The organism is Streptomyces klenkii (assembly GCF_003626645.1).
GTDB lineage: Bacteria > Actinomycetota > Actinomycetes > Streptomycetales > Streptomycetaceae > Streptomyces > Streptomyces klenkii.
On sequence record NZ_RBAM01000005.1, the window covers coordinates 127,877 to 149,450 of the forward strand.

21 protein-coding genes are annotated in these 21,574 nt (G+C 72.3%); 8 read left to right on the forward strand and 13 right to left on the reverse strand.

The genetic code is table 11. The annotated features are described in order from the left end of the window. Positions 1-66: 66 nt before the first annotated feature. From D7231_RS13760 to D7231_RS13795, 8 genes are all read right to left on the reverse strand, one after another. A complete protein-coding gene (locus D7231_RS13760; RefSeq protein ID WP_120755707.1) occupies positions 67-1,104 on the reverse strand; it encodes a sensor histidine kinase in 1,038 nt (345 codons plus the stop codon). Next, positions 1,097-1,708, reverse strand: coding sequence for a response regulator (locus D7231_RS13765; protein ID WP_158673747.1), 612 nt, complete (start codon positions 1,706-1,708; stop codon positions 1,097-1,099). The genes D7231_RS13760 and D7231_RS13765 overlap by 8 nt, the downstream gene beginning before the upstream one ends. Before the next feature lie 541 nt (positions 1,709-2,249). Beyond that, positions 2,250-2,825: a hypothetical protein gene (locus D7231_RS13770; RefSeq protein WP_228775066.1), complete on the reverse strand. Its 576-nt coding sequence runs from the start codon at positions 2,823-2,825 to the stop codon at positions 2,250-2,252. Then, positions 2,825-3,943, reverse strand: coding sequence for an ROK family glucokinase (locus D7231_RS13775; protein WP_120755709.1), 1,119 nt, complete (start codon positions 3,941-3,943; stop codon positions 2,825-2,827). Before D7231_RS13775 ends, D7231_RS13770 begins: the two co-directional genes overlap by 1 nt. 202 nt (positions 3,944-4,145) lie before the next feature. Next, entirely contained in the window at positions 4,146-4,958 is an 813-nt protein-coding gene (locus D7231_RS13780; RefSeq protein ID WP_120756023.1) for an ATP-binding cassette domain-containing protein, read from the reverse strand. An 89-nt stretch (positions 4,959-5,047) separates the two neighbouring features. After that, on the reverse strand, positions 5,048-6,100 hold the full coding sequence (locus tag D7231_RS13785) for an ABC transporter permease (RefSeq protein ID WP_120755710.1): 1,053 nt from the start codon (positions 6,098-6,100) through the stop codon (positions 5,048-5,050). Then, positions 6,097-7,107: a sugar ABC transporter substrate-binding protein gene (locus D7231_RS13790; protein ID WP_449336173.1), complete on the reverse strand. Its 1,011-nt coding sequence runs from the start codon at positions 7,105-7,107 to the stop codon at positions 6,097-6,099. The genes D7231_RS13785 and D7231_RS13790 overlap by 4 nt, the downstream gene beginning before the upstream one ends. Positions 7,108-7,391: 284 nt before the next feature. Beyond that, a complete protein-coding gene (locus D7231_RS13795) occupies positions 7,392-8,111 on the reverse strand; it encodes a GntR family transcriptional regulator (protein WP_120756024.1) in 720 nt (239 codons plus the stop codon). Between the two features lie 258 nt (positions 8,112-8,369). On the opposite strand from D7231_RS13795, the gene D7231_RS13800 reads away from it, so the two are divergent. Continuing rightward, a complete protein-coding gene (locus tag D7231_RS13800) occupies positions 8,370-8,999 on the forward strand; it encodes a LysE family translocator (protein ID WP_158673748.1) in 630 nt (209 codons plus the stop codon). A 127-nt stretch (positions 9,000-9,126) separates the two neighbouring features. Beyond that, positions 9,127-9,807 carry a DUF6875 domain-containing protein gene (locus tag D7231_RS13805; protein WP_120755713.1) on the forward strand — a complete coding sequence of 227 codons (681 nt, stop codon included), beginning with the start codon at positions 9,127-9,129 and terminating at the stop codon, positions 9,805-9,807. A 57-nt stretch (positions 9,808-9,864) separates the two neighbouring features. On the opposite strand, the gene D7231_RS13810 is transcribed toward D7231_RS13805, so the two are convergent. The 3 genes from D7231_RS13810 to D7231_RS13820 all read right to left on the reverse strand — a co-directional run bounded on the left by D7231_RS13810 (position 9,865) and on the right by D7231_RS13820 (position 13,646). Continuing rightward, positions 9,865-11,070 (reverse strand): cytochrome P450 family protein, encoded by a 1,206-nt coding sequence (locus tag D7231_RS13810; protein WP_120755714.1) that lies wholly within the window; start codon positions 11,068-11,070, stop codon positions 9,865-9,867. Between the two features lie 174 nt (positions 11,071-11,244). Next, on the reverse strand, positions 11,245-13,023 hold the full coding sequence (locus tag D7231_RS13815; RefSeq protein WP_120755715.1) for a coagulation factor 5/8 type domain-containing protein: 1,779 nt from the start codon (positions 13,021-13,023) through the stop codon (positions 11,245-11,247). Positions 13,024-13,190: 167 nt separating this feature from the next. Beyond that, entirely contained in the window at positions 13,191-13,646 is a 456-nt protein-coding gene (locus D7231_RS13820) for a guanyl-specific ribonuclease (RefSeq protein ID WP_120755716.1), read from the reverse strand. A 171-nt stretch (positions 13,647-13,817) separates the two neighbouring features. Between D7231_RS13820 and D7231_RS13825 the strand changes: the two genes are divergently transcribed. From D7231_RS13825 to D7231_RS13835, 4 genes are all read left to right on the forward strand, one after another. After that, a complete protein-coding gene (locus D7231_RS13825) occupies positions 13,818-14,444 on the forward strand; it encodes a helix-turn-helix domain-containing protein (protein WP_120755717.1) in 627 nt (208 codons plus the stop codon). Next, positions 14,441-14,614, forward strand: coding sequence for a DUF6126 family protein (locus tag D7231_RS36480; RefSeq protein ID WP_158673749.1), 174 nt, complete (start codon positions 14,441-14,443; stop codon positions 14,612-14,614). Before D7231_RS13825 ends, D7231_RS36480 begins: the two co-directional genes overlap by 4 nt. A gap of 108 nt (positions 14,615-14,722) precedes the next feature. Next, positions 14,723-15,382, forward strand: coding sequence for a thiaminase II/PqqC family protein (locus D7231_RS13830; RefSeq protein WP_120755718.1), 660 nt, complete (start codon positions 14,723-14,725; stop codon positions 15,380-15,382). 4 nt (positions 15,383-15,386) lie between these two features. Beyond that, entirely contained in the window at positions 15,387-15,929 is a 543-nt protein-coding gene (locus D7231_RS13835) for a GNAT family N-acetyltransferase (RefSeq protein WP_120755719.1), read from the forward strand. Here D7231_RS13835 and alc read toward each other — a convergent pair. Then, positions 15,910-17,061: an allantoicase gene (gene alc / locus D7231_RS13840; protein ID WP_120755720.1), complete on the reverse strand. Its 1,152-nt coding sequence runs from the start codon at positions 17,059-17,061 to the stop codon at positions 15,910-15,912. The two genes, D7231_RS13835 and alc, sit on opposite strands and share 20 nt — an antisense overlap. Beyond that, positions 17,058-18,404, reverse strand: coding sequence for an allantoinase AllB (gene allB / locus D7231_RS13845; RefSeq protein WP_120756025.1), 1,347 nt, complete (start codon positions 18,402-18,404; stop codon positions 17,058-17,060). Before allB ends, alc begins: the two co-directional genes overlap by 4 nt. 395 nt (positions 18,405-18,799) lie before the next feature. On the opposite strand from allB, the gene D7231_RS13850 reads away from it, so the two are divergent. Together D7231_RS13850 and D7231_RS13855 are read left to right on the forward strand one after the other, a co-directional pair. After that, a complete protein-coding gene (locus D7231_RS13850) occupies positions 18,800-20,719 on the forward strand; it encodes a zinc ribbon domain-containing protein (RefSeq protein WP_241999703.1) in 1,920 nt (639 codons plus the stop codon). A gap of 41 nt (positions 20,720-20,760) precedes the next feature. Further along, entirely contained in the window at positions 20,761-21,552 is a 792-nt protein-coding gene (locus tag D7231_RS13855; RefSeq protein WP_120755721.1) for an IclR family transcriptional regulator, read from the forward strand. Positions 21,553-21,574: the final 22 nt, after the last annotated feature.

Sequence of the window (21,574 nt, forward strand, 5' to 3'; positions counted from 1 at the left end):
CGGAATCCTGCCCCTGGCCCGCCTGTGCGCGCCGGGGGCAGGCCGGCGCCGGCGCGGCCGGGCCGGCTAGGACGCCCGGGTTTTCCGGCAGGTGCGCAGGGGGAACACGGCCCGGACGACCGTGCCGGTGGTGTCGGCGGTTCTGGCGCTGAAGGTGCCGCCGTACGCTTCGCAGCGCCAGCGCATGCCCTGCATGCCGTACCCCTCGGTGGCTCTCGGCGGGTTCGGGCCGAGGCCGCGTCCGTCGTCGGTGACGGTGAGGCTGATGTCCTCGTCGCGACATGTGAGGGCAACGGTGATGCGCCGGGCGTCGGCGTGCTTGACCACGTTGGTGAGCGCTTCCTGGGCGACCCGGTAGACGGCAAGGTTCACACCGTTCTCCCCTGTACCCGCGTGGGGCCGGTCGCCCTGGACGTCCACGTCCACCACGAGCCCGTTCTCGGCGGCGATCTGTCCGGCGAGGAAGGTGACCGACTCGGCGAGCCCCAGCCCTTGGACGGTTGCCGGGCTCACGGTGGCGATGATGCGGCGCAGCGTACCGGCCTGTTCGTCGAGGGTGCGGGACGCGTCCTCCATCGCCGCGCGCAGCGCACCGGGGTCGTCCAGTGCGCGGGCCGCGTCGAGCCGCCGCCGGGTCAGCGCCAGCAGCTGGAGGACTTCGTCGTGCAACTCGCCCGCGAGCAGGCCCGCATGGTGCTCCTGCCGCTCCACCATGGCGCTGGCGCGTCCCCGGCTGAGGACCACTTTCATCTCGGGCCAGGCCGGGACGGCGTAGACGGATGCCGCCAGCAGGAACGCGATGGCCGCGTGGTCCGTCGCTGTGGAGTGCGCCAGCCGGTCCACGCTCAGGACCGTGAATCCGCAGCAGATCATGATCAGCAGCCGGCGGGCCCGCCGCAGCCCGCAGGTCAGCAGCGCGAGGACGCCGGTGGCCAGGGCGATGCTCGGGGTCGAGACCGACCTGGGCGGCAAGTGGCCGTCGGTGAGGAGGTTGGCCGTGTAGGACACGGCGCTGACCAGGCTCACCGCGATGCACAAGCCGCCGAGTGTGCCCAGGGCGAGCGACTGTTGTGCGGTGGCCGGCCGGGCGGTTCTGCTACACATCGGCGGAGCGGCTCTGCCGGGCGTACGCGACGAGGTCGGCCCTGGTGACCAGGCCCAGCCGGGCGCGCAGAGCGGCCCTGACGCTCTCCACCGTGCGGACACTGACCGTCAGCCGCGCGGCCACCTCACGGTTGGTGTGCCCCTCGGCGAGCAGGCCCAGGACCTGCCGCTCCCGCAGTTGCAGTTCCGGCTCCCGGCCCTGTGCGCGGGCCAGCCCGGCACCGAGCGAGGGCTGTACGTAGCGTTTTCCCGACGCCACCGTCCGTACCGCCAGGACCAGCTCGGACACGGGGCTGCTCTTCAGCAGATAGCCCGCGGCACCCGCGGCCATTGCCCCGCAGATGATGGCCCGGTCCTCGTAGCAGCTCTGCACGAGAATTCCCATCTTCGGCGCGGCGGCCTGGAATTGGGGAATGGCATTGAGCGCCAGGCCCGACTCCAGCTTCATGTCCAGCATCAGCACATCGGGCTGCTGCTCGGAAACGATCTCCAGCGCCTCGCGTTCGCAGGCGGCCTCCCCGACCACGATGAAGCCCTCAGGCTCCAGGAGCGCCCGGGTTCCAGCTCGTACGGTCGGATGATCCTCGGCCAGGACCACTCGCACGGGACCCCCCACCTTCTGCCTAGCCTTTCGGGCACGGGGAAACATGGCTGCTTTGCCGCCCCCATTGGATGCATTCACCTTCCGATGTAGTGGCCAATTTTGTCAACCGAGGGAATTCCCGCAACGGGAAGTCAAAGGTTCAATTTCCTGCGGCCGACCCGCAGAAATCTTGCGGACTTCTACGGATTTCCCGCAGCGGGCGGGCCGGGGGCGGTCGTTTCGTACTAATCACCCACAGGACATCGGCTTTTCGGGGCGATTGCACCGTCTGCACCCAAGAGTCCGAATATCCCGTCTTGGCGGGAAAAATGCGCTACTGGCGAAGAAAGACTCTCGCTCTCTTCCGGCCTCTCAGACCCACGTAACGCACAGCATATGACTCCTCATCAAAAGTGCATCACGGTAACGCGGCCGGGAGGAATTGCGGGCTATTCCTCATCGGTGTCCGGGCGTCACAGGGCCCCCGCTCGAAGCGTCATGTGGCGCGCAGGCCCAACCCCGAGGGCGGTCTCACGCGGTATCACACACGTCTCACCGGCGGTCAGGGCGTGGTCGTGGACACCACGAAGACCCGGGGGTATTTCGGGTCGTCGAGGTTGGCGGTGATCTCCAGGGAGGGCTTGGGCTTGTCCTGGTCGACGGTGGTGCCCGCCCAGTGGTGGCCCTCGCCCAGGTTCCAGCCGACCTCGGCGGCCTCGTCCTCGTCGATGGTGACTTCGCCGGCTTCCAGGTCGGCGGCGCTGGAGCCGACGTCGGAGAGCCACTTGTCGAACTTCTCGCGCGTGGTGGTGAATTGCAGGAAGAGCGAGCTCGCCTTCCACGCGTTGGTCTCGTAGGAGGCGACGTCCTCGGCGTAGGGCGGGACGGTCACCTCGTAGAGGCGGCGCTGGAGCCGGGTCGGCCAGCCCTCCTCCAGGCCGGACGCGGCGGCCTGTTCCTTCTTGGACTCGCTGCCGCCGCGGCTCTGCATCGCGGAGATGTAGAGGTAGCCGGCGGGGATCGCGATGAGCAGGAAGACGATGACGGACTTGAGGCAGCGGCGGCCGAAGCCGCCGTCCGTCCGCGGGGGGCCGGGCGGCAGCGCCGTGCGCTCGCCGCGGTGGTCGGTGGTGGTCATCAAGCGCGGCCCGCCTTCGCGTAGCGCTCGTAGCGTTCGACGCGGCGCCGGTTGGCGCGGCGGAAGCGGCGGGCGACGAGCCGGGCCAGGTCCGCGGCGCCGACCATGCCGGCCTCGGGGCCGAGCTGGGCCTTGACGATGCGGGCCTCGGGCCGGTAGCCGCGGCCGGTGAGGTGGCGGCGGAAGGCGTCCCGGGCGGGGGCGATCAGCAGGTCGTCGGCGGCGCTGACGCCGCCGCCGATGACGAAGCAGGAGGGGTCGAGGGCGGCGGCGAGGTTGGCGATGCCGACGCCGAGCCACTGGCCGATGTCCTGGAGCAGCTCGACGCACATGGCGTCGCCGGAGCGGGCCAGCTCGGTGATGAGGGGGCCGGTGATCTCGTGGACGTTGCCGCCGACGCGGTCGATGATCCCGTACGCGACGGGGGACTCGGCGGCGGCCAGCTCGCGGGCCTCGCGCACGAGGGCGTTGCCGGAGCTGTACTGCTCCCAGCAGCCGCGGTTGCCGCACGGGCAGCGGTGCCCGCCGGGCACGACCTGCATGTGGCCGAACTCGCCGGCGACGCCGAACTTGCCGCGCTTGACCTGCCCGTCCTCCAGGATCGCGCCGCCGATGCCCGTACCGAGGGTGATCATCACGAGGTGGTCCTCGCCGCGGCCGGCGCCGAACCGCCACTCCGCCCAGGCGGCGGTGTTGGCGTCGTTGTCGACCATGACGGGAACGGCGAGGCGGCCGGCGAGGCGGTCGCGCAGCGGCTCGTTGCGCCAGGACAGGTGCGGGGCGAACAGGACGCGGTTGCGGTCGGCGTCGACCCAGCCGGCCGCGCCGATGCCCACGGCGTGCACGTCGTGCCGGTCGGAGAGGTCGAGGACGAGCTCGACGATGGTGTCCTCGACGACCTTAGGGCTCTTGGACTTGTCCGGCGTCTCGGTGCGGACCTTCTCCAGGATGGTGCCGTCGGCGTCCACGACGCCCGCCATGACCTTGGTGCCGCCGATGTCGATGCCGACGGTGGGGACGCGCGGGGCGGTCAGGTGCGAGCGGCGCTCGCGCGTGCCGACGGTGCGCAGCACGGTGGCTCTCGCGGCGCCCCGGTGGAGCTCGCGGTACATGCTCATGACACCACCGCCACGGCGTGGAGCTGGGCGGTTCTACGGTCGCTCCGGCTGCGTGCTCGCAAGAGTCGTCGTCCCTGCGGTGGTCTCGGGAGGTGTCTGCCTCGTGGATACGGTCGTGGCCGATTGTGCCTCAAGGAAGCGTTCCGTACCGCATCGCCGGAAGCGGGCCCGCGCCCGGCGGGCCCGCCCGGTGAGAGCCCCGTCACTCCCCGCCGGGGCCGACGTGCTTGCCGCCGATCACGTCCGGCGCGGGGGCCCGCTCCAGCTCGTGGCTGAGCTGATCGAGCTCGCTGCCGCCCGCCATCTGGCGGGTGAGCTCGTCCAGGGCGATCTCCGACTTGGCGTGGCTGCCGGCCATCGCGCCGCGCTTGAGCAGCACGAAGCGGTCACCGACCAGATACGCGTGGTGCGGATTGTGGGTGATCAAAACCACGCCCAGGCCGGCGTCGCGCGCGGCCGCCACGTACTTCAGGACGACGCCGGACTGCTTGACGCCGAGCGCCGCGGTCGGCTCGTCCAGGACGAGCACCTTGGCGCCGAAGTGGACGGCCCGGGCGATGGCGACGCACTGCCGCTCGCCGCCGGAGAGCGTGCCGATGGGCTGGTCGACGTCGCGCAGGTCGATGCCCATGCGCAGCAGCTCGCTGCGCGTGGTCTCGCGCATCCGCTCGACGTCGAGCCGCTTGAAGGGGCCCACGCCCTTCGTCGGCTCGGAGCCGAGGAAGAAGTTCCGCCAGACCGGCATGAGGGGGACGACCGCGAGGTCCTGGTAGACCGTGGCGATGCCGCGGTCGAGGGCCTCGCGCGGGGAGGCCAGCTTCGTCTCCTCGCCCTCGATCTCGAAGCTGCCGGCGTCGTGCTGGTGCAGCCCGGCGATGATCTTGATGAGGGTGGACTTGCCGGCGCCGTTGTCGCCCAGCACGCAGGTGATCTCGCCCGCGTGGACCTCCAGGGAGACCCCTTCGAGGGCGCGGATGTTCCCGTAGAACTTGCTGACGTCGGTCAGCTTGACCAGGGCGGCCGCCTCCTGGCCGGCTTCCTGCCCGGCCCCGGCGCCTTGCCCGGCTTCCTGCCCGGCGCCCTGCCCGGCCTCTGCACTCGCGCTCACTTGCTGGCCTCCGCCCGCTTACGGACCCAGGCGTTGAGCAGCGTGGCGAGCAGCAGCATCGCGCCCAGGAAGAACTTGAACCAGTCCGGGTTCCACTGCGCGTAGACGATGCCCTTGCTGGCCATGCCGAAGATGAACGCGCCGACCGCGGAGCCGATGGCCGACCCGTAGCCGCCGGTCATCAGGCAGCCGCCGATGACGGCCGCGATGATGTAGAGGAGCTCGTTGCCGACGCCCTCGCCGGACTGCACCACGTCGTACGACATCAGCAGGTGCTGGCCCGAGATCCAGGCGCAGAACGCCACGGCCATGTAGAGGCCGATCTTGGTGCGCCGGACGGGGACGCCCACGGCGCGGGCCGCGTCCGCGCCGCCGCCGACCGCGAAGATCCAGTTGCCCACGCGGGTGCGGAGCAGGACCCAGGTCGCCACGGCCACGAGGCCGAGCCACCACAGGATGGTGACCTGGATGTCCACGCCGCCGACGGTGAAGTGGGAGGCGAAGACCGCCCGGGCCGACTCGAAGCCCTCCATGTCACCGATCGTCTTGGTGGAGACGGTGCCACTGATGAGCTTGGTGAAGCCGAGGTTGAGCCCGGTGAGCATCAGGAACGTGGCGAGCGTGATGATGAAGCTGGGGAGCTTGGTCCGGGTGAAGACGAAGCCGTTGAAGAAGCCGACCGCCAGGGTGGCCAGCAGCGAGACGCCCACGCCCACCCAGACGTTCGCCGTCATCTGATAGCTGAACATCGACGAGATCAGCGCCGAGGTGGTGACCATCACGCCGGCCGACAGGTCGAACTCGCCGCCGATCATCAGCAGCGCCACCGGCACCGCCATGATCCCGATCGTGGAGGACGCGTAGAGCACCGTCGACAGGCTGGAGGCCTGGAGGAAGCTGTCGGCGACGAAGGAGAAGAAGAGGAAGACGGCGGCGGCGCCGACGACCGCGCCCAGCTCGGGGCGGCCGAGGAGGCGGCGCAGGTACGAGCGGTGCACCAGGCGCTCGTCGGAGGGGTCCTGGACGGGGGCCGTCGCGGGGGCGCTCATCGCGTGCCCCGCTTGGCGTACTCGGCGAGCTGCTTGGCGTCGTCCTTGGTGACGATCTGCGGGCCGGTCAGGACCGGGCGGCCGCCGCCGAGCATGTCGCGGTTGTAGCGGTAGAGCCACAGCAGGTCGACGGCCTCGTAGCCCTGGAGGTACGGGTCCTGGTCGACGGCGAAGCCGAGCTTGCCGCTTTGCAGGGCCTCGGCGACCTGGGCGTTGAGGTCGAAGGTGTCGACCTCGGCCTTGCTGCCGGCCTGCTCGGCGGCCTTGACCGCGGTGGGCGCGAAGGGGGCACCGAGCGTGACGACGGTGTCGATGTCCTTGTCGGACTGGAGCTTGGCCTCGATCGAGGACTGCACGTTCGGCATGTTGGTGCCCTCGACGTAGAGGTTCTGCACCTCGCCCTTGAAGGACTTCTTCACGCCTTCGCAGCGCTGCTCGTGGCCGACGTTGCCCTGCTCGTGCAGCACGCAGACGGCCTTCTTCCGGCCGCGCTCGTTGAGCTGCTCGCCGACGGCCTCGCCGGCGATGACCTCGTCCTGGCCGATGTGGGTGAGGGCGCCGAACTCCTTGGACTTGTCGGAGCCCGAGTTCACCGTGATCACCGGGATGCCGGCCTTCTTGGCCTTGGCCACGACGTCCTTCATGGCGTCGGGCTTGGCGAGCGTGACGATCAGGCCGTCGACCTTCTGGTCGATCATGGCCTGGACGCTCTGCGCCTGCTTGTTGCCTTCGGCGTCGTGGGCGTAGAGGAAGTTGATGTTGTCCTTGACGGCCGCCTGCTTGGCGCCCTTCTGGACGATGTCCCAGAAGTTGTCGCCATCGCCCGAGTGGGTGACCATCGCGAAGGTCCAGCGCGGCGTGTCGACCGCGGCGCGGCCCTGGGCCGCCTTGGCGGCCCGCTCCTCCGCGCGCTTGCCGCCCGTAGCGCTGCATCCCGCCAAGGTGGCGCCGAGCACCGCTGCCAGCACGGCGCTCACCGCACGTACGCCTGTCCGAACCCTTGCCACGAGGAGTTGCCCTTCTCACTGTCTGTCACGGTGCGGCCGGGCCGTTTCGCGGGCCCAACCGCCCAAGTATCCGTCACCATCCGTCACCGCTGACCGCGGGGGCTTCCGGGTTCCCGCCGAGGGCTGCTGCATGTGGGTGGAGTTCTAGTGGCGGGCGCCCCACGGCGTCAAGACTTTGTCCGAACATTCTGACGGCCTGACGTACGGGGTGACGTACGGCCTGACGCACTGCCTGACGTACGGGCTGACGTTACGGGCTCGCCCGGCCCGTCGTACGCCTCCCCCTACGGGCGGACCAGCAGCTGGAACTCGAAGGAGTAGCGCGACGCCCGGTAGACGTGCGAGCCGAACTCGACGGCGCGCCCGGTGTCGTCGTACGTCGTCCGCTCCATCGTCAGCAGCGGCGCGCCTTCGGGCTCGGCCAGCCGGGCGCCCTCCTCGGGGGTGGCGGCGCGGGCGCCGACGGTCTGGCGGGCGCTGTGCAGCGTGATGCCCGCGGCGCGGATGAGCCGGTAGAGGCCGGTCTCCTCCAGCCGTGCGGGGCCGGCGTCGAGGAGGCCGGCGGGGAGGTGGTTGCGCAGGTGGGCCATGGGCTCGCCGTGCGCGAGGCGCAGCCGCTCGACGAGGAGCACCTCGCTGCCCTCGGGCACGCCGAGGGCGGCGGCGACGCGGGCCGTGGCGGGCTCGGTCTCGTGGCGCAGCACCTGGGTGGCGGGGTGCTGGCCGGCCGCTTCGAGGTCGTCGTAGAGGCTGCTGAGCTCCAGGGGGCGCCGGACCTGGCTGCGCAGCACCTGGGTACCGACGCCGCGGCGGCGGACGAGCAGGCCCTTGTCCACCAGCGACTGGATGGCCTGCCGGACGGTGGGCCGGGACAGGCCGAGCCGCGCGGCGAGGTCGATCTCGTTGCCGAGGAGGCTGCCGGGGGCGAGCCCGCCCTGTTCGATCGCCGCTTCGAGCTGCTGGGACAGCTGGTAGTAGAGGGGGACGGGACTGCTGCGGTCCAGGCTGAACTGGAGGGCCGGATGGTTCGCCACGCAGGGAGCCTAGCCCCGGGACCGGATGACGGGAAGTTCGTAGGTCAGGTTGTCCGGACATGCAACGGTACGTATCCGGCATGACCGATACGGGTGACCGGGCCGTCAACCCCGCGCCCCTCGCATGCGTCCTTGCGCAATACAGACGACAGTACTGATATCGCACTGTCACTGATTTCACCCATACCCCCGCCGTTGTGCGGGCGAGTGAGGAAGCTGGGCGGCGTCGTGGAAGAGCTGGCACTGGGGGTGGCGCTCGGCTTCAGCGCGGGGATCAGCCCGGGCCCGCTGCTCGCGCTGGTGCTGTCCGGGACCCTGCGCGGGGGTCTCGGCGTCGGGCTGCGGGTGGCGGCCGTTCCGCTGCTCACCGACCTGCCCGTGATCGTGCTGGCCGTGACCGTGCTCGCCGTGCTGCCCGAGCGGGCGATCGCGGCGGGCGGCGTGGTGGGCGGGCTCTTCCTGGCCTGGCTGGCGGTCACGACGCTGCGCGAGGCCCGGACGGCCGAGGTGCCCGAGGCCCGCGACGGCGCGGAGGCCCGGCTCCAGGGCCGGCGGACGCTGTGGCAAGGCGTGGTGGTCAACCTGCTCAGCCCGCACCCGTGGGTGTTCTGGCTGACGACGGGGGCGCCCCTGCTCGTGGCCGCCTGGCGCCACAGCCCGCCCGGCGCGGGCGGCTTCCTCTTCGGCTTCTACGGGCTGCTGGTCGGCAGCAAGGCCGCGCTCGCGCTCGTGGTCTCGCGGGCCCGGCACCGGATCGGCACCCGCGGCTACCGGATGCTGCTCGGCGGCTCCGGCGTACTGCTGCTGGCGGCCTCCGCCCTCCTGCTGGTGGAGTTCGGCTCTGCACTCACGGCGTAGACGTTCTGGCCACGATGACCGTCCCGTAACACCGCAATAAAGGTATTTTGCCCATATCCCTCAACCGCATGCGTGGTCTGGTCGGTTTTTCCGGTCACAAGGCTCTGTGACCCAAGGGGAACCACGCATGCACCACGGAAACGCGCCGTCCGGCCTCCTCGCCCGTATACGGCTGTGCGACCAGCAGGAGGCCTCCGCCCACGAGCTGCTCCGGCCCGTCGCCGGCTGGATCACCGGGCACGTCGCCCGGCCCCACCCCGGCCTCGGCCGCCGCGGCGCCGTCTGCCCGTTCGTGCCGCTCGCGCAGCGGCTCGGGCTGATCCGCTTCGCCCTCGCCGACCCGCCCGTGCACGACGAGGACGGGCTCGCGGCCGCCGTCGCCGCGCTCAAGGCGCACTGGCTGGCCATGGAGCCGGTCAGCGGCCAGCACACCATCGACAAGACCATCGTGCTCGTCCTGCCCGGGGCGGCCGCGGCGACCGTCGTCCGCGTCCACGACCGCCTCAAACCGGAGTTCGTGGCCGACGGGCTGATGCTCGGGGAGTTCTACCCCGGGCACCCGGGGCCGGGGCTGCACAACCCCGGCTTCCGCCCGCTGCACTGCGACGTCCCGCTGCTCGTCGCCCGCAGCATGGTCGGCAACGACCTGCCGTTCCTCACCGAGCGGCGCTATCCGCCCGCCCGGCGCGCGGGCTTCGTCGAGTCCTTCCTGCGGCACCAGACGGGCGCGAGCACCGGCACCAGGGAACGGGCCCGGGCCGAGCTCGAACACGCCCGCGACGAGCTGGGGCACCCGCTGCCGGAGTGAGGGTGGAAGGCACCGGAACCGGAGTGGGCGCGGAAGGCACCGGGTCGTCCGGTCCGCTCAGAAGCGGATCGGCAGCCGGTGCGGGCCCCTGATGAGAAGGCCCTCGCGCCAGGTGAGGGCGTCCGGGTGGGTGTCCAGGGCGAGCTCCGGACAGCGCTCCAGCAGCGAGCGGACGGCGATCCGGGCCTCCAGGCGGGCCAGCGGCGCGCCGAGACAGTAGTGGATGCCGTGCCCGAAGGCCACGTGGCCGCGGGCGTCGCGCCGGATGTCGAACCGCCCGGCGTCCGGGAAGCGGGCCGGATCGCGGTCGGCGTCGGCGAGCACGGGCAGCACGAGCTCTCCCCCGCCGGGTATGGACGTGCCGCCGATCTCCAGCGGCTCGGTGGTGAAGCGGTACGTGGGGGTCTCCAGCGGCCCGTCGTAGCGCAGCATCTCCTCGACGGCGTTGTCCAGCAGGCCGGGGTCGGCGCGCAGGGCGGCCAGTTGCTCCGGGTGCCGGAGGAGGGCGAGCACGCCGTTCGAGATCAGGTTGACCGTGGTCTCGTGGCCGGCGACCAGGAGCAGCCACGCCGTGCCGAGGAGCTCCTCGGGCGAGAGCCGGTCGCCGTCCTCGTCCGCGGCGCTGATCAGGCCGCTCATCAGATCGTCACCGGGCTGCTCGCGCTTGGCGGCGATGAGCTCGTTCAGGTAGGCGGTGACCTCGCGGGCCACGACCATCTTCTCCTCGGCCGGCCCCGCACCGATGCTGACGTTCGACCAGTGGCGGAAGGCCGCGCGGTCCAGGGTCGGCACGCCGAGCAGGTCGCAGATGACGCCCATGGGCAGCGGGAAGGAGAGGGCCTCCACCAGGTCGGCGCGGCGGCCGGGCGCCGCGAGCATGGCGTCGAGCAGCTCGTCCGTCATCTGCTGCACCCGGGGCGCCATCGCCTCGACGCGCCGCGGGGTGAACTCCTTGGCGACGAGCCTGCGCAGCCTGGTGTGGTCCGGCGCGTCCAGAACCAGCATGTTCGGCCCGGCGGAGGCCCGGATCAGGCTGATGTCGGAGGCGGCCCTCGCCCAGTCCTTCGTCAGCCGGGGGTCGTTGAGCGCGGCGCGCACCTCGTCGTAGCCGACGACGAGCCAGGCGTCTGCGCCCTCGGGCATGTGCACCCGGTGCACCGGGCCCTTCGCGCGCAGTTCGGCGTAGACGCGGTGCGGATGGCGGGCGAACTCCTCCCCCATTGCCGCAAGATCGACGACTGCCTCTGCTCCGGTCACTGCCATGGCGCTCCCCCTCGCTCCGGCTCACTCCGGCCCCACTCCGGGAAGATCATGATGGTTGACGGAGAGTGATCGACTCAAGGGCGATTTCCGGACAGCAGTTCGGAAGAGCTGCCCCGGCCGTCGCTCAGGACCGATTACTCACGCCACCGCTCAAGTCATCGCTCACGTCGTCACTCACGGCCACGCGCGGAGCGTGGCGACCCGGGTCCCGGCGTCGGCCGGGCCCCCGCTGTCGCCGGCGACGTGCCGGTAGGCGCAGTCACCGGCGAGCGAGACGGCGACCATGCTGTGGAGCCGCACGCCGGGCCGGCGCGGCGCCTCGAAGGCGTGGTCGGTCGCGAGGCCGGTCGCGTTGGTGAAGTGGCAGTAGCTGCCCAGGCCCCAGGCCTCGTGCCGGGTCACGGACGGGGCGACCCGGTAGGCGGGCCTGCCCGCGCCGCCGCCCTCGCTCCACGCGGCGCGGCCGGGCGGGTCGTAGGGCAGCTCGTTCTGGAAGAAGTACGTACGGCCTCCCTCGCCGTTCCAGAGGACCTGCTCCCGCTGGTAGTGCTCCGCGAAGAGCCCGTACATGGTGACGTCCCGGCCGTCGACGACGAGCCCGTCCGCCGCCGGGTTGACGGTCCATCCGACGCCGTCGCCGTGGTCGGCCCGCCACAGCCACAGGTCGTCGCCGATGACGTCCGAGCTGTGCACCACGAGGCTCCTGACGGCCCGTGCGGGGCCGGCGCCACCCACGCGGAAGTGGACGTCGTGCAGCGAGACGGGGTCGGCGGCGTGGCGCCGCCGGGCGCCGGGCGGGCCGATCTCCATCAGCACGGGCGAGGCCTTGGGGCCCGCGTCGACGAGCAGGCCCGCGACGCGTACGCCGTCGACGTCGGCGACGGTCAGGGCGGCGGTGCCGCGGTCGGGGACGAGCGTCGCGAGCCCCAGGCCGAGGACGACGGTGCCGGGGCGGGTGACGCGCAGCGCCCGGTCCAGGTGGTGCACCCCGGGCGTGATCAGCAGGTCCTTGCCCGCCGCGAGCGCCGCGTTGACGCGGGCGGCGGTGGTGCCGGGCCGGACGACGAAGAACCGGCTGAGCGGCCGGGAGCCGCCGGGCTGTGCGGCCTTGCCGGACCACGTGGTGCCCCGTGCGGCCCTGCGCAGGGCGGGGACGAAGACGCGGTAGGCGCCCGACCGGTCGACGTACAGGAAGGGCTTCTCGCGGACTACGGGGGTGCGCTCGACGCTCGTGCGGGGCGGGTCGGGGAAGGTCGTCGGCGGGGCGTTGCGGACCCCGGTGAACACCATGTTCCAGGTGGCGCCCGACCAGCCGCCGCGGAGCTCGCTGTCGCGCGTGAGCCACTGCTGCTGCGTTCCGGAGAGCACCTTCCCGTCGATCAGCGAGTCGGCGATGAAGCCGCCGCTGGACCAGCCGCCGTCGTCCAGGTGCAGGTCGCCGCGCAGGTGCATGCGGCGGTACGGGGCGGCCTGGGAGACGGCCCAGCGGTCGGCGCCGGAGGCGGGGGTCACGGAGAGGTTCTCGGCCGCGCGCCAGAAGTTCTGCGTGGCATTGCCGTGCAGCCAGTCGGCTTCGGCGTGCACCGCGCCCCGGACGGTGACGTCGTCGGGGTGCAGGCCCAGGCCCGCGACCTGGGTGTAGAAGCCGACGTTGACGTCGGCGTCGTAGGTGCCCGGCTTGAAGAGCAGTGCCTCGCGGCCGGGGCCGAACTGGGCGCTCTCCTGGCGCCGGAAGACCTCGTCCAGGGTGCGCTGGATGCGCTGCCGGGGCATCGACGGGTCGAAGACGTGGACCCCCGGTCCGAGGTCGGGGGCGCCGGGCGCGGCAGGTGCGGCGAGCGGTGCGGGCGGTCGCTCCGGGGCGCAGCCGAGGGCGAGGCAGGCGGTGACCGCGGCGGCGAGGGCGGCGGCGCCGAGGCGGGCTCGGCACCCCGCGGGCCGGGTTCCGGACAAGGCCCGGGTTCTGGACAAGGGCCGGGTTCTGGACAAGGGCCGGTCTCCTCACGCGTCGGTCGGCTGCCCGGTGATCAGCTGCTCGATGACCGGATCAACTCGTTTCCGAGCGTGAGGAGACGCTTCGCGGGCGGATTCCGCCCGGATGGCGCTTGGGTGACGACTGATCAGCAGGTGAAGTCGATCAGGTTGAACGTCGCGTAGTGGTCGCCGGTGTAGTAGTCCTCGTGGTCGCCCTCGCCGGCGACGATGCGGCGGGCACCGCGGTCGGGCGAGCCGGGGGTGATGACCGTGTACTCGTGGTAGTAGCCCGAGGACTGCTTGGGCAGGACGCCCTCGCGGTTGGAGAAGACGGTGCCGTCCTTCGGGTACGGGAAGGGGCCGCCCTCGTCGATCAGGCGCAGGGTGTCGTCGGCCTGGGAGGGCAGACCGGACTTGCAGACGCTACCGGTGGCCTTCTTGACGGCCGGGGCGTGGGCAGTGGCGGCGACGGGCGCCGCCTGGGCGGTGAGGGGTGCGGCGACGGCCGTGCCGCCGGCGAACAGGGCCGAGGTCAGCGCGGCGAGGACGGCCGCGCGGGCGAAGCGCGAAGAACGCGCCGTGCGATGGGGGGTTGACTTCATGACGCCAGCATGACGCGCGTAGCTAATGTCATGTCAATGACAATCTCGACTGTTTTCCAGGTGTTAACCGGGGGCGCGTTCCAGCCAGGCGGAACCTTTGCTTCAGGCGGGATCTTTGCCTCGTAGGCAAAACTTTTGCCTTTAAGGCAGGAACAGCCCTATACCGGAAGCATGACACCGCTGCCCGACGAGCCCGCGGCCGACCTCCCCACGGTGGCCCCGCGCCTGCGCGACCTGCGCACGCGCAGCGGGCTGACCCTGGAGGCCGCCGCCGCCCGCGTCGGCCTGTCCCCCGCCCACCTGTCCCGGCTGGAGACCGGCCGGCGGACGCCGTCGCTGCCGATGCTGCTCGCCCTGGCCCGTACCTACGGAACGACGGTATCCGACCTGCTGGGCGAGGCGGCGCCGGAGCGCGACCCCGTCGTGCGCGCGGACCACATGGAGCCGCAGCTCGCCGGCGGCTGGACGTACTGGCGGGCCGGCGGCTCGGGCCGCGCCATGCAGGCCCTGCGGCTGCACGTGCCGCCGGAGGCGGGCGGCCAGGCCGAGCTGGTACGCGTCCACCCGGGCGAGGAGTGGCTGTACGTCACGGGCGGGCGGCTGCGGCTCACGCTGGGCGGGAGCACGCACCTCCTGGATCCCGGCGACGCCGCCCACTTCGACTCGCTCACCCCGCACCGCATCGCCGCCGCGTCACGCGGCGGGGCCGACCTGCTGTTCATGCACACGCTGCTGCAGAGCGGCGCGACCGAGCTGTGCCTCGGAGGCGCCGCACCCACCCGGAGGGGAATGCCGTGAACGACGCCGCGCACCGCACCGCGAACGACGCATCCGCACGCACCGCGAAGCGTATGGACGAAGAGGACCGGGCCCCCATGGGGATGACCGTCCGGGTCGTCATCTACCTCGTGGCCGTCCACTTCTTCGCGGCCTTCCTGTTCCTCCTCTTCTTCCTCGCCGGGGGCTGATTTCGTCCTCGCCGAGGAGCTGATTCCTGCCGGGTCCGGGCCGTCCCCGGCGCTACGATCCCGGGAGGCGGCACAGGGCGGCCCGTCCCGGGCCGGGAAGGCGGAGCGATGACCCGTACGGCCCAGGAGGTACTGGCGGAAGCGGTGCGCGGCCTCGCGCCCGCCGAGGGCGCCAACCGGCTCGTCCCGCGGATCGCCGCGGGCGAGGCCCCGCGGGAGGTGTTCGCCGCGTTCGCGCTGGAGCAGCACCGGATCATCACGAGCGACCGCCGCAGCTTCGCGCACCTCGCCGGGCGCGCGGCCGGCGATCCGGCCGCGGCCCGGTTCTTCGAGTCCCTCGCCCAGGGGGAGGACCTGGCCCTGCCCCTGCTGGATCCGCTGGCGCTCGCGTGCGGGCTGGACGAGGAGGCCCTCCGCGACCACGAGCCGCGCCCGGCCTGCCAGGCCTACCCGTCGTACGTGGCCTGGCTCGCGCTCAACGCCGAACCCGTGGACGTGGCGGTCGCCCTGACCGCCAACTTCGCGGCGTGGGGCGGCTACTGCGCGACGGTCGGCGCGGCCCTGCGCGAGCACTACGGCTTCGACAACCCCGCCTGCGGATTCTTCGACTTCTTCGCCGGTCCCGCGCCCGAAGTGGAGGAACGGTCCGTGGAAGCCGTGGAGGCCGGCCTGGCGAACGGGCGGCTGTCCGAACCGCTGGCCCACCGCTACGGACGGCTGCTCCAGGCCTACGAGCTGATGTTCTGGGACGGACTCGCTGTACGGTGAAGCCATGTTGTCCGCCGCACAGCCCGCAGCCGTCGTCTACCGCCCCGCGCTCCCCGGTGAGCACACCGCGGCCGAGGCGATCGACAACTCCTTCACGACGGCGACCGTCCTCGAAGTGACGGCCTCCGACGAGGGGTTCCGGCTCCACGAGACGCCGGTCGACCCGCCCCTGCGCAAGGTCTACCCGGACGAGGACGAGGGCGGCGACGAGGACGCCCACGTCATCGTCGCCCGCTCCGGGGACGGCCTGTGCGGCGCCATCAGCCTCACCCACTCGGAGTGGAACCACCGGCTGGTGATCGCCGATCTCCGGGTGGCGCCCGGGCACCGCGGCCGCGGCATCGGCCCCGCCCTCATGGAGCGCGCCCTGGCCCACGGCCGGGAGCTCGGCGCCCGCACGGCCTGGCTGGAGGTCACGAACGTCAACGCACCGGCCGTACGGGTCTACCGCCGCATGGGGTTCGCGCTGTGCGGCCTGGACACGTCCCTCTACCGGGGGACGGCATCGGAGGGCGAGACCGCGCTGTTCATGAGCCGCTCGCTGTGAGGCTCCGCGCCCCCGCCTCCGTCAGCGAGCCGTACACGCGCAGCCGGGCCACGCCGCCGTCCGGGTAGATGTCGACGCGCACGTGCGTGGCCACCGGGGCGCCCTCCAGGGGGAACCGGTGCACGGTGTCGGGCTGGAGGCGGGTGCGGGGCAGGACCAGCGTCCAGCCGGCGGCGGAATCGGCCGGGTCGGCGCCCGCGGCGGCGTCCAGGACGGACACCTCGGCCCAGCCCGCGGCGTTGCCCTTGTAGCAGCCGGTGTCGATCTCCAGGGCGCGCAGGACGGCCTGCCCGGTGAGGCGGTAGCGGACCCAGTCGTGCCCGTCGTCGCGGCGGCGGCGCGTCTCCCAGCCGTCGTCCATCTTCTGCGAGCGCCCCGGCAGGACGCTGTTGAGCGGGGGCGAGAAGAAGCGGTCCGAGGCGTCCTCGGGGCGGCCGCCGTTCTCCAGCGCGGCGAGGTCGAAGGTGCCGAGGGCGGCGAGCCAGGCCGGGTCGGGGCGCGCCTCGCCGTGCACCCTGAGCCGGGCGATGCCCCCGTCCGGGTACTGGCACAGCCTCAGATGGGTGAAGCGCTCCTCGGCGTGCACGGCGAAGCCGTTGGCCGCGTGGCCGCCGACGGGGGTGCGCGGCACGAGGACCGTCCACTTCACCCCGTCGGCGAGCAGCTCCTCCGGGGAGGGCGTGCCCGGCACGCAGGCGGCCTCGACGGCCACGGACTGCGGGTGGTTGCCGCGGAAGTGGGCGGTGTCGACCACGATCCCGCGGATCACGCCCGGGGCGCCGAGGCGGATCAGGGCCCAGTCGTGGTCGCCGTCGGCCGGATGCGGGTGAGCGGCGTCGGCACCGCGCCTGCGGCGCGTCTCCCAGCCGTCCATGACCTTGCCCTTGTGCGCGAAGAGGTGGGGGTCGAAGTGCGCGGGGGCGGGAGTGAGGAGATTCTCGCGGTCGGCGAAGAACTCGTCGTTGGCGGCGACGACGCTGCCGCCGAGACGGCGGTCGGCGAGGTCGGGAAGACCCGCGAAGGGGAGGTTTGCGGCGCGGTAGTCGGCATACGGATCGCCGCCCGCGTACGGTGCGGCGCCGCCCGTGAAGGCGGGTATGCCGCCGGAGCCGTTGTCCGGGGAGCTGGTCATGCGCTGCGCTGCCTTTCGAGGAGGAGCCCGGCGGGCGGCTCGGCGAGGGCGCCGTCGTGGGCGATCCTGCGGCCGCGCAGCCAGGTGGACCGTACGACTCCGTGGAGGGTGCGGCCCGCGTAGGCGGTGACGTGGTTGCGGTGGTGGAGGGCGGCCGGGTCGACGGTGAAGGCCGCCTCGGGGGCGAGGACGGTGAAGTCGGCGTCGCGGCCGGGCTCGACGGCGCCCTTGCGGTGCAGGCCCGCGAGGGCGGCGGGGCCGGCGGACATCCAGCGGGCGACGTCGGCGAGGGTGTGCCCGCGGCGGCGGGCCTCGGTCCAGACCGCCGGGAGGCCGAGCTGGAGGGACGAGATGCCGCCCCAGGCGGCGCCGAAGTCGGGGACCTTGAGGTCGGTGGTGCAGGGCGAGTGGTCGGAGACCACGCAGTCGAGGGTGCCGTCGGCCAGGGCCGCCCACAGGGCGTCCTGGTTGGCGGCCTCCCGGATGGGCGGGCAGCACTTGAACTCGGTCGCCCCGTCCGGGACTTCCTCGGCGGTCAGCGTCAGGAAGTGCGGGCAGGTCTCCGCGGTGACGGGCACGCCGTCCGCCTTCGCCGCGGCGATCGCGGGGAGGGCGTCCGAGGACGACAGGTGCAGGATGTGCACGCGGGTGCCCAGGCGCCGCGAGACGGCTATGAGCCGGTTCACGGCCTCGTTCTCGGCGGCGCGGGGACGGGAGGCGAGGAAGTCGGCGTAGCGGGGGCCGCCGCGCTGCGGGGCGCGCTCCAGGCGGGCGGGGTCCTCGGCGTGCACGATCAGCAGGCCGTCCAACTCGGCGATGCGGGCCGCGGCGGCCTCCAGGTCGCCCGGGGCGAGGGCGGGGAACTCGTCGACGCCCGACGGCGAGAGGAACGCCTTGAAGCCGAAGACGCCCGCGTCGTGCAGGGGGCGCAGGTCCGCCGTGTTCGAGGGCAGGGCGCCGCCCCAGAAGCCGACGTCGACGTGGGCCGCGGGGCGGGCCGTGTCCTGCTTCACCCGCAGGTGGGCGGCGGTGGTGGTGGGCGGGATGCTGTTGAGCGGCATGTCGAGGAGCGTGGTGACGCCGCCGGCCGCGGCGGCGCGCGTCGCGGTGCGGAAACCCTCCCACTCCGTGCGGCCGGGGTCGTTCACGTGCACGTGGGTGTCCACGAGGCCCGGGAGCAGGGCGTCGTCGCCCAGGTCCGTCACGGCCGCGCCCGGCGGCGGGGCCGCCCCGTACGGGCCCACCGCCGCGATCGTGCCGCCGGTGACGGTGACGGTGGCCGGGCGGGTGCCCGCCGGGGTGACGACGCGCGTCGAGCGCAGGACCAGCGTTCCCGTGGACATGCCGGACACGGCCCCTCCCGGAAATTCAACGTTCTGTTGAAGGCGTGGGGGCAGTCTTCTGTCGCTCCCCTCACCCGTCAAGACCTCCGGCGGGGCGGCGCGGTGGGAGCCCGGTAGGCTCACTGGTTTCCTTACCTAACCTGTCCGTGGCGAAGGTAACTGTGCGGCTGGGGTCTGTGGTTGGGCATCGCGCGTGTACCGGTGCCCTCGGTCCGGTCCGATTGTCGTACGCGTATTCGTGGGTCGAATGCGTGACTTTCTCCTGCTGGGTGTCGTTGATCGGATGACTGCACAGTGCGGGCGTGGAGGGGGCAGGGACGGTGAAACGGAGGCTGCCGCTCGCCGGGGGTGAGACTGCCCGGACCGCCTGCGCGCGGGGTCTGCTGCGTACCGGGGTGGAGGAGAAGACCGGCGAGCTCCTGCCCGCTGCCATGCTGGCGGAACGTGTCAGCTGGTGCGTGGAGTTGGTGTCGGGCATGGCCGGCAGTCTGCTGGCAGAGCGCTGGAACGCAGGCGACGTGGACGTGATCGCCTCCGGCGAGGACGCCGGGGGCCGCAGGCTCCCTTCGCATGCGTGGATGGCCCTGCGCCGCCTGGGCTGGACGGTGACCGTCTCGGACGGTGTGAAGGTCAATGACCGGATCGTGCGGATGGCGCAGGAGCAGGCCGGACGCGTGTTGCGCTCCGTGAAGTGGCGGGCGGACCTTACGTCCGGGGTGCTCGTGACGTGGCCCGCCGAGCCGGGCAAGCGCACCACGCAGGAATGGGATGCCGTTCGTGCGGGGGTACCAGGCGGTGCGCATCTGCCGGGAAGCGTCATCAAGGCCCGTACCCGTCAGATCGCCGCCTTCGCTAAGGTCAACGGGCGTATGCCCGCCGGGGTATTCGAGATGGAGGCCGCGCCCAAGGTGGCGCGGATACTGCTGCTGTCGGCGTGCGACGGGCAGCAGGCCACCATCGAACGCACCGACGCACCAGACCGCGCGCTGCTGCGCATGCAACTGCCCACCCGCCCCGACCCCCGGTCCTACAGGGACTGGACCTGGGTCGCCTGTCCCATTGCGCTGCCGCCGACGATCCCCGCCGGTGCGGTGCTGCACTTGCCCACCCTGCGCATCCACAACGGACGCGTGCGCGCCGACCTTGCCTACTCCCACGCCGTCCCGAAGACCCGCCGCGCCGGCCACACGATCGTTCTTGGTGTGGACTGGGGTCTGAACACCCTGCTCTCCGCCGGGGCTGTCCGCCTGCACAGCGACGGCCGCATCGCCACCCTCGGCGCCGGGGGCATGTTCCGGGCTGCCGGTGTCCTTGCCAAGCAGCACCGACTGCGCCGCCTGTCCGAGGATCTGAACGCCAAAGCCGGCCGCTACCAGCAGCTCATCCGCCGGCACAGCGGTCATCCCCTGGCTGCCAGGCACGCGGTCCTGACCGGCGAGATCCGGGCAGTGTCCGCACGCCGCTTGAACCTCAACCAGGCCCTGGCCCGATCTGCCGCGCGCTGGGCTGTCGATCAAGCCCTCGCCGCCGGGGCAACGGTAATCTATGTCGAGGATCTGCGGTCGATGGAAGCCCGCGGCATGGGCCGCAGCATCAACACCCGCCTCTCCCAGCAGATACGCGGCCAGATCGTCGACCGCATGCGGCACACCGCCGCCGAAGCGGGCATCGCCGTGATCACGGTCCCGGCCCGTAACACGTCCAGGCACTGCCCGCAGTGCCTGACCCCACTACGGCACTCTAAGGCGCCCGACCGGCCCACTGCGCCCGGCTGGAAGTGGGCCCTGTGCCCCTCGTGCGGCTATCAGAGCGACCGTGACACGGGGGCTTGGAAACGCATCGCCGCGCGCGGCCTGACCCACCAGGCCAAGACTGTCACCGACCGTACCGACGCCACCATGGTCATCCGCTCGGTGGTGGACATACTCGAAGCCCGGGCAGTCGTCACACCGGCTGCCGACCAGACTCGCCGGGAGCGGTCCAAGACCGGGCCCACCCGGCGACGAACAGCACGCCCCGCGCCCAGGCGACGCAGGGCACCCTCCCCCGCCAGACTCACGGGTCCGGCGGGCCAGCGTCCGGAGGGACACGCTCACACGGACCGGCAACGGCTGCCCCGCGCAGCCCACCGGCACCAGGGCGCGACCACGATCAGCACACCCACCCCCGAACTCTGTCCGGGGGAATCCCCATCCGGCCACCGGCCACGAGGCGCAGCACTGGGCGCGGGCTTCCACCTGCACACCCACGCCACCTCTCCACGATGGGAGATCTCATGGCCAGACACTACGTCTAGCATGGGGTCACTTAACTGATCAGAGACGCTGCTCCCACCCCGTACCCGAAAGGACCTGCCGTGCCCCCGTCCGCCGAGCCCCGCACCCCCTCTCCCAGTGGAGGCGTCCAGTCCCTGGAGCGCGCCTTCGACCTGCTGGAGCGGATGGCCGACGCGGGCGGCGAGGTCGGGCTGAGCGAGCTGGCCACGAGCAGCGGGCTGCCGCTGCCGACGATCCACCGGCTCATGCGCACGCTCGTCGCCTGCGGGTACGTCCGGCAGCAGCCCAACCGGCGGTACGCGCTCGGGCCGCGGCTGATCCGGCTCGGCGAGAGCGCTTCCCGGCTGCTGGGCACGTGGGCCCGGCCGCATCTGGCGCGGCTGGTCGAGGAGACCGGCGAGACGGCGAACATGGCGCTGCTCGACGGCGACGAGGTCGTCTACGTCGCCCAGGTGCCCTCGCGGCACTCCGTGCGGATGTTCACCGAGGTGGGGCGGCGGGTGCTGCCGCACACCACGGGCGTGGGCAAGGCGCTGCTCGCGCAGAGCCCTGACGACGAGGTGCGGTCGATCCTCGCCCGTACGGGGATGCCGGCCGCGACCGAGAAGACCATCACCACGCCCGAGGACTTCCTGGAGGCGCTGGGGCGCGTGCGCGAGCACGGCTACGCGGTGGACGACAACGAGCAGGAGATCGGGGTGCGGTGCCTGGCGGTGCCGGTGCCGGACTCTCCCACGGTGGCGGCCATCTCCATCTCCGGCCCCGCGGGCCGGGTCACGGACGCGGCCACGGAGCGCATCGTCCCCCTCCTGAAGGAAGTGGCCGCGGCCCTCTCAACAGACCTCGCCGGCGCGGCGTCCGGCTCCGCCTGAGGGTTCCCCGGAACGTCCGGGT

Coding starts and splice junctions, on each gene's coding strand:
- D7231_RS13760 (WP_120755707.1), bottom strand. CDS start 1,104: ATGTGTAGCAGAACCGCCCGGCCGGCCACCGCACAACAGTCGCTCGCC.
- D7231_RS13770 (WP_228775066.1), bottom strand. CDS start 2,825: ATGACCACCACCGACCACCGCGGCGAGCGCACGGCGCTGCCGCCCGGC.
- D7231_RS13775 (WP_120755709.1), bottom strand. CDS start 3,943: ATGAGCATGTACCGCGAGCTCCACCGGGGCGCCGCGAGAGCCACCGTG.
- D7231_RS13785 (WP_120755710.1), bottom strand. CDS start 6,100: ATGAGCGCCCCCGCGACGGCCCCCGTCCAGGACCCCTCCGACGAGCGC.
- D7231_RS13805 (WP_120755713.1), top strand. CDS start 9,127: ATGCACCACGGAAACGCGCCGTCCGGCCTCCTCGCCCGTATACGGCTG.
- D7231_RS13810 (WP_120755714.1), bottom strand. CDS start 11,070: ATGGCAGTGACCGGAGCAGAGGCAGTCGTCGATCTTGCGGCAATGGGG.
- D7231_RS13820 (WP_120755716.1), bottom strand. CDS start 13,646: ATGAAGTCAACCCCCCATCGCACGGCGCGTTCTTCGCGCTTCGCCCGC.
- D7231_RS13825 (WP_120755717.1), top strand. CDS start 13,818: ATGACACCGCTGCCCGACGAGCCCGCGGCCGACCTCCCCACGGTGGCC.
- D7231_RS13830 (WP_120755718.1), top strand. CDS start 14,723: ATGACCCGTACGGCCCAGGAGGTACTGGCGGAAGCGGTGCGCGGCCTC.
- D7231_RS13835 (WP_120755719.1), top strand. CDS start 15,387: ATGTTGTCCGCCGCACAGCCCGCAGCCGTCGTCTACCGCCCCGCGCTC.
- alc (WP_120755720.1), bottom strand. CDS start 17,061: ATGACCAGCTCCCCGGACAACGGCTCCGGCGGCATACCCGCCTTCACG.
- allB (WP_120756025.1), bottom strand. CDS start 18,404: ATGTCCACGGGAACGCTGGTCCTGCGCTCGACGCGCGTCGTCACCCCG.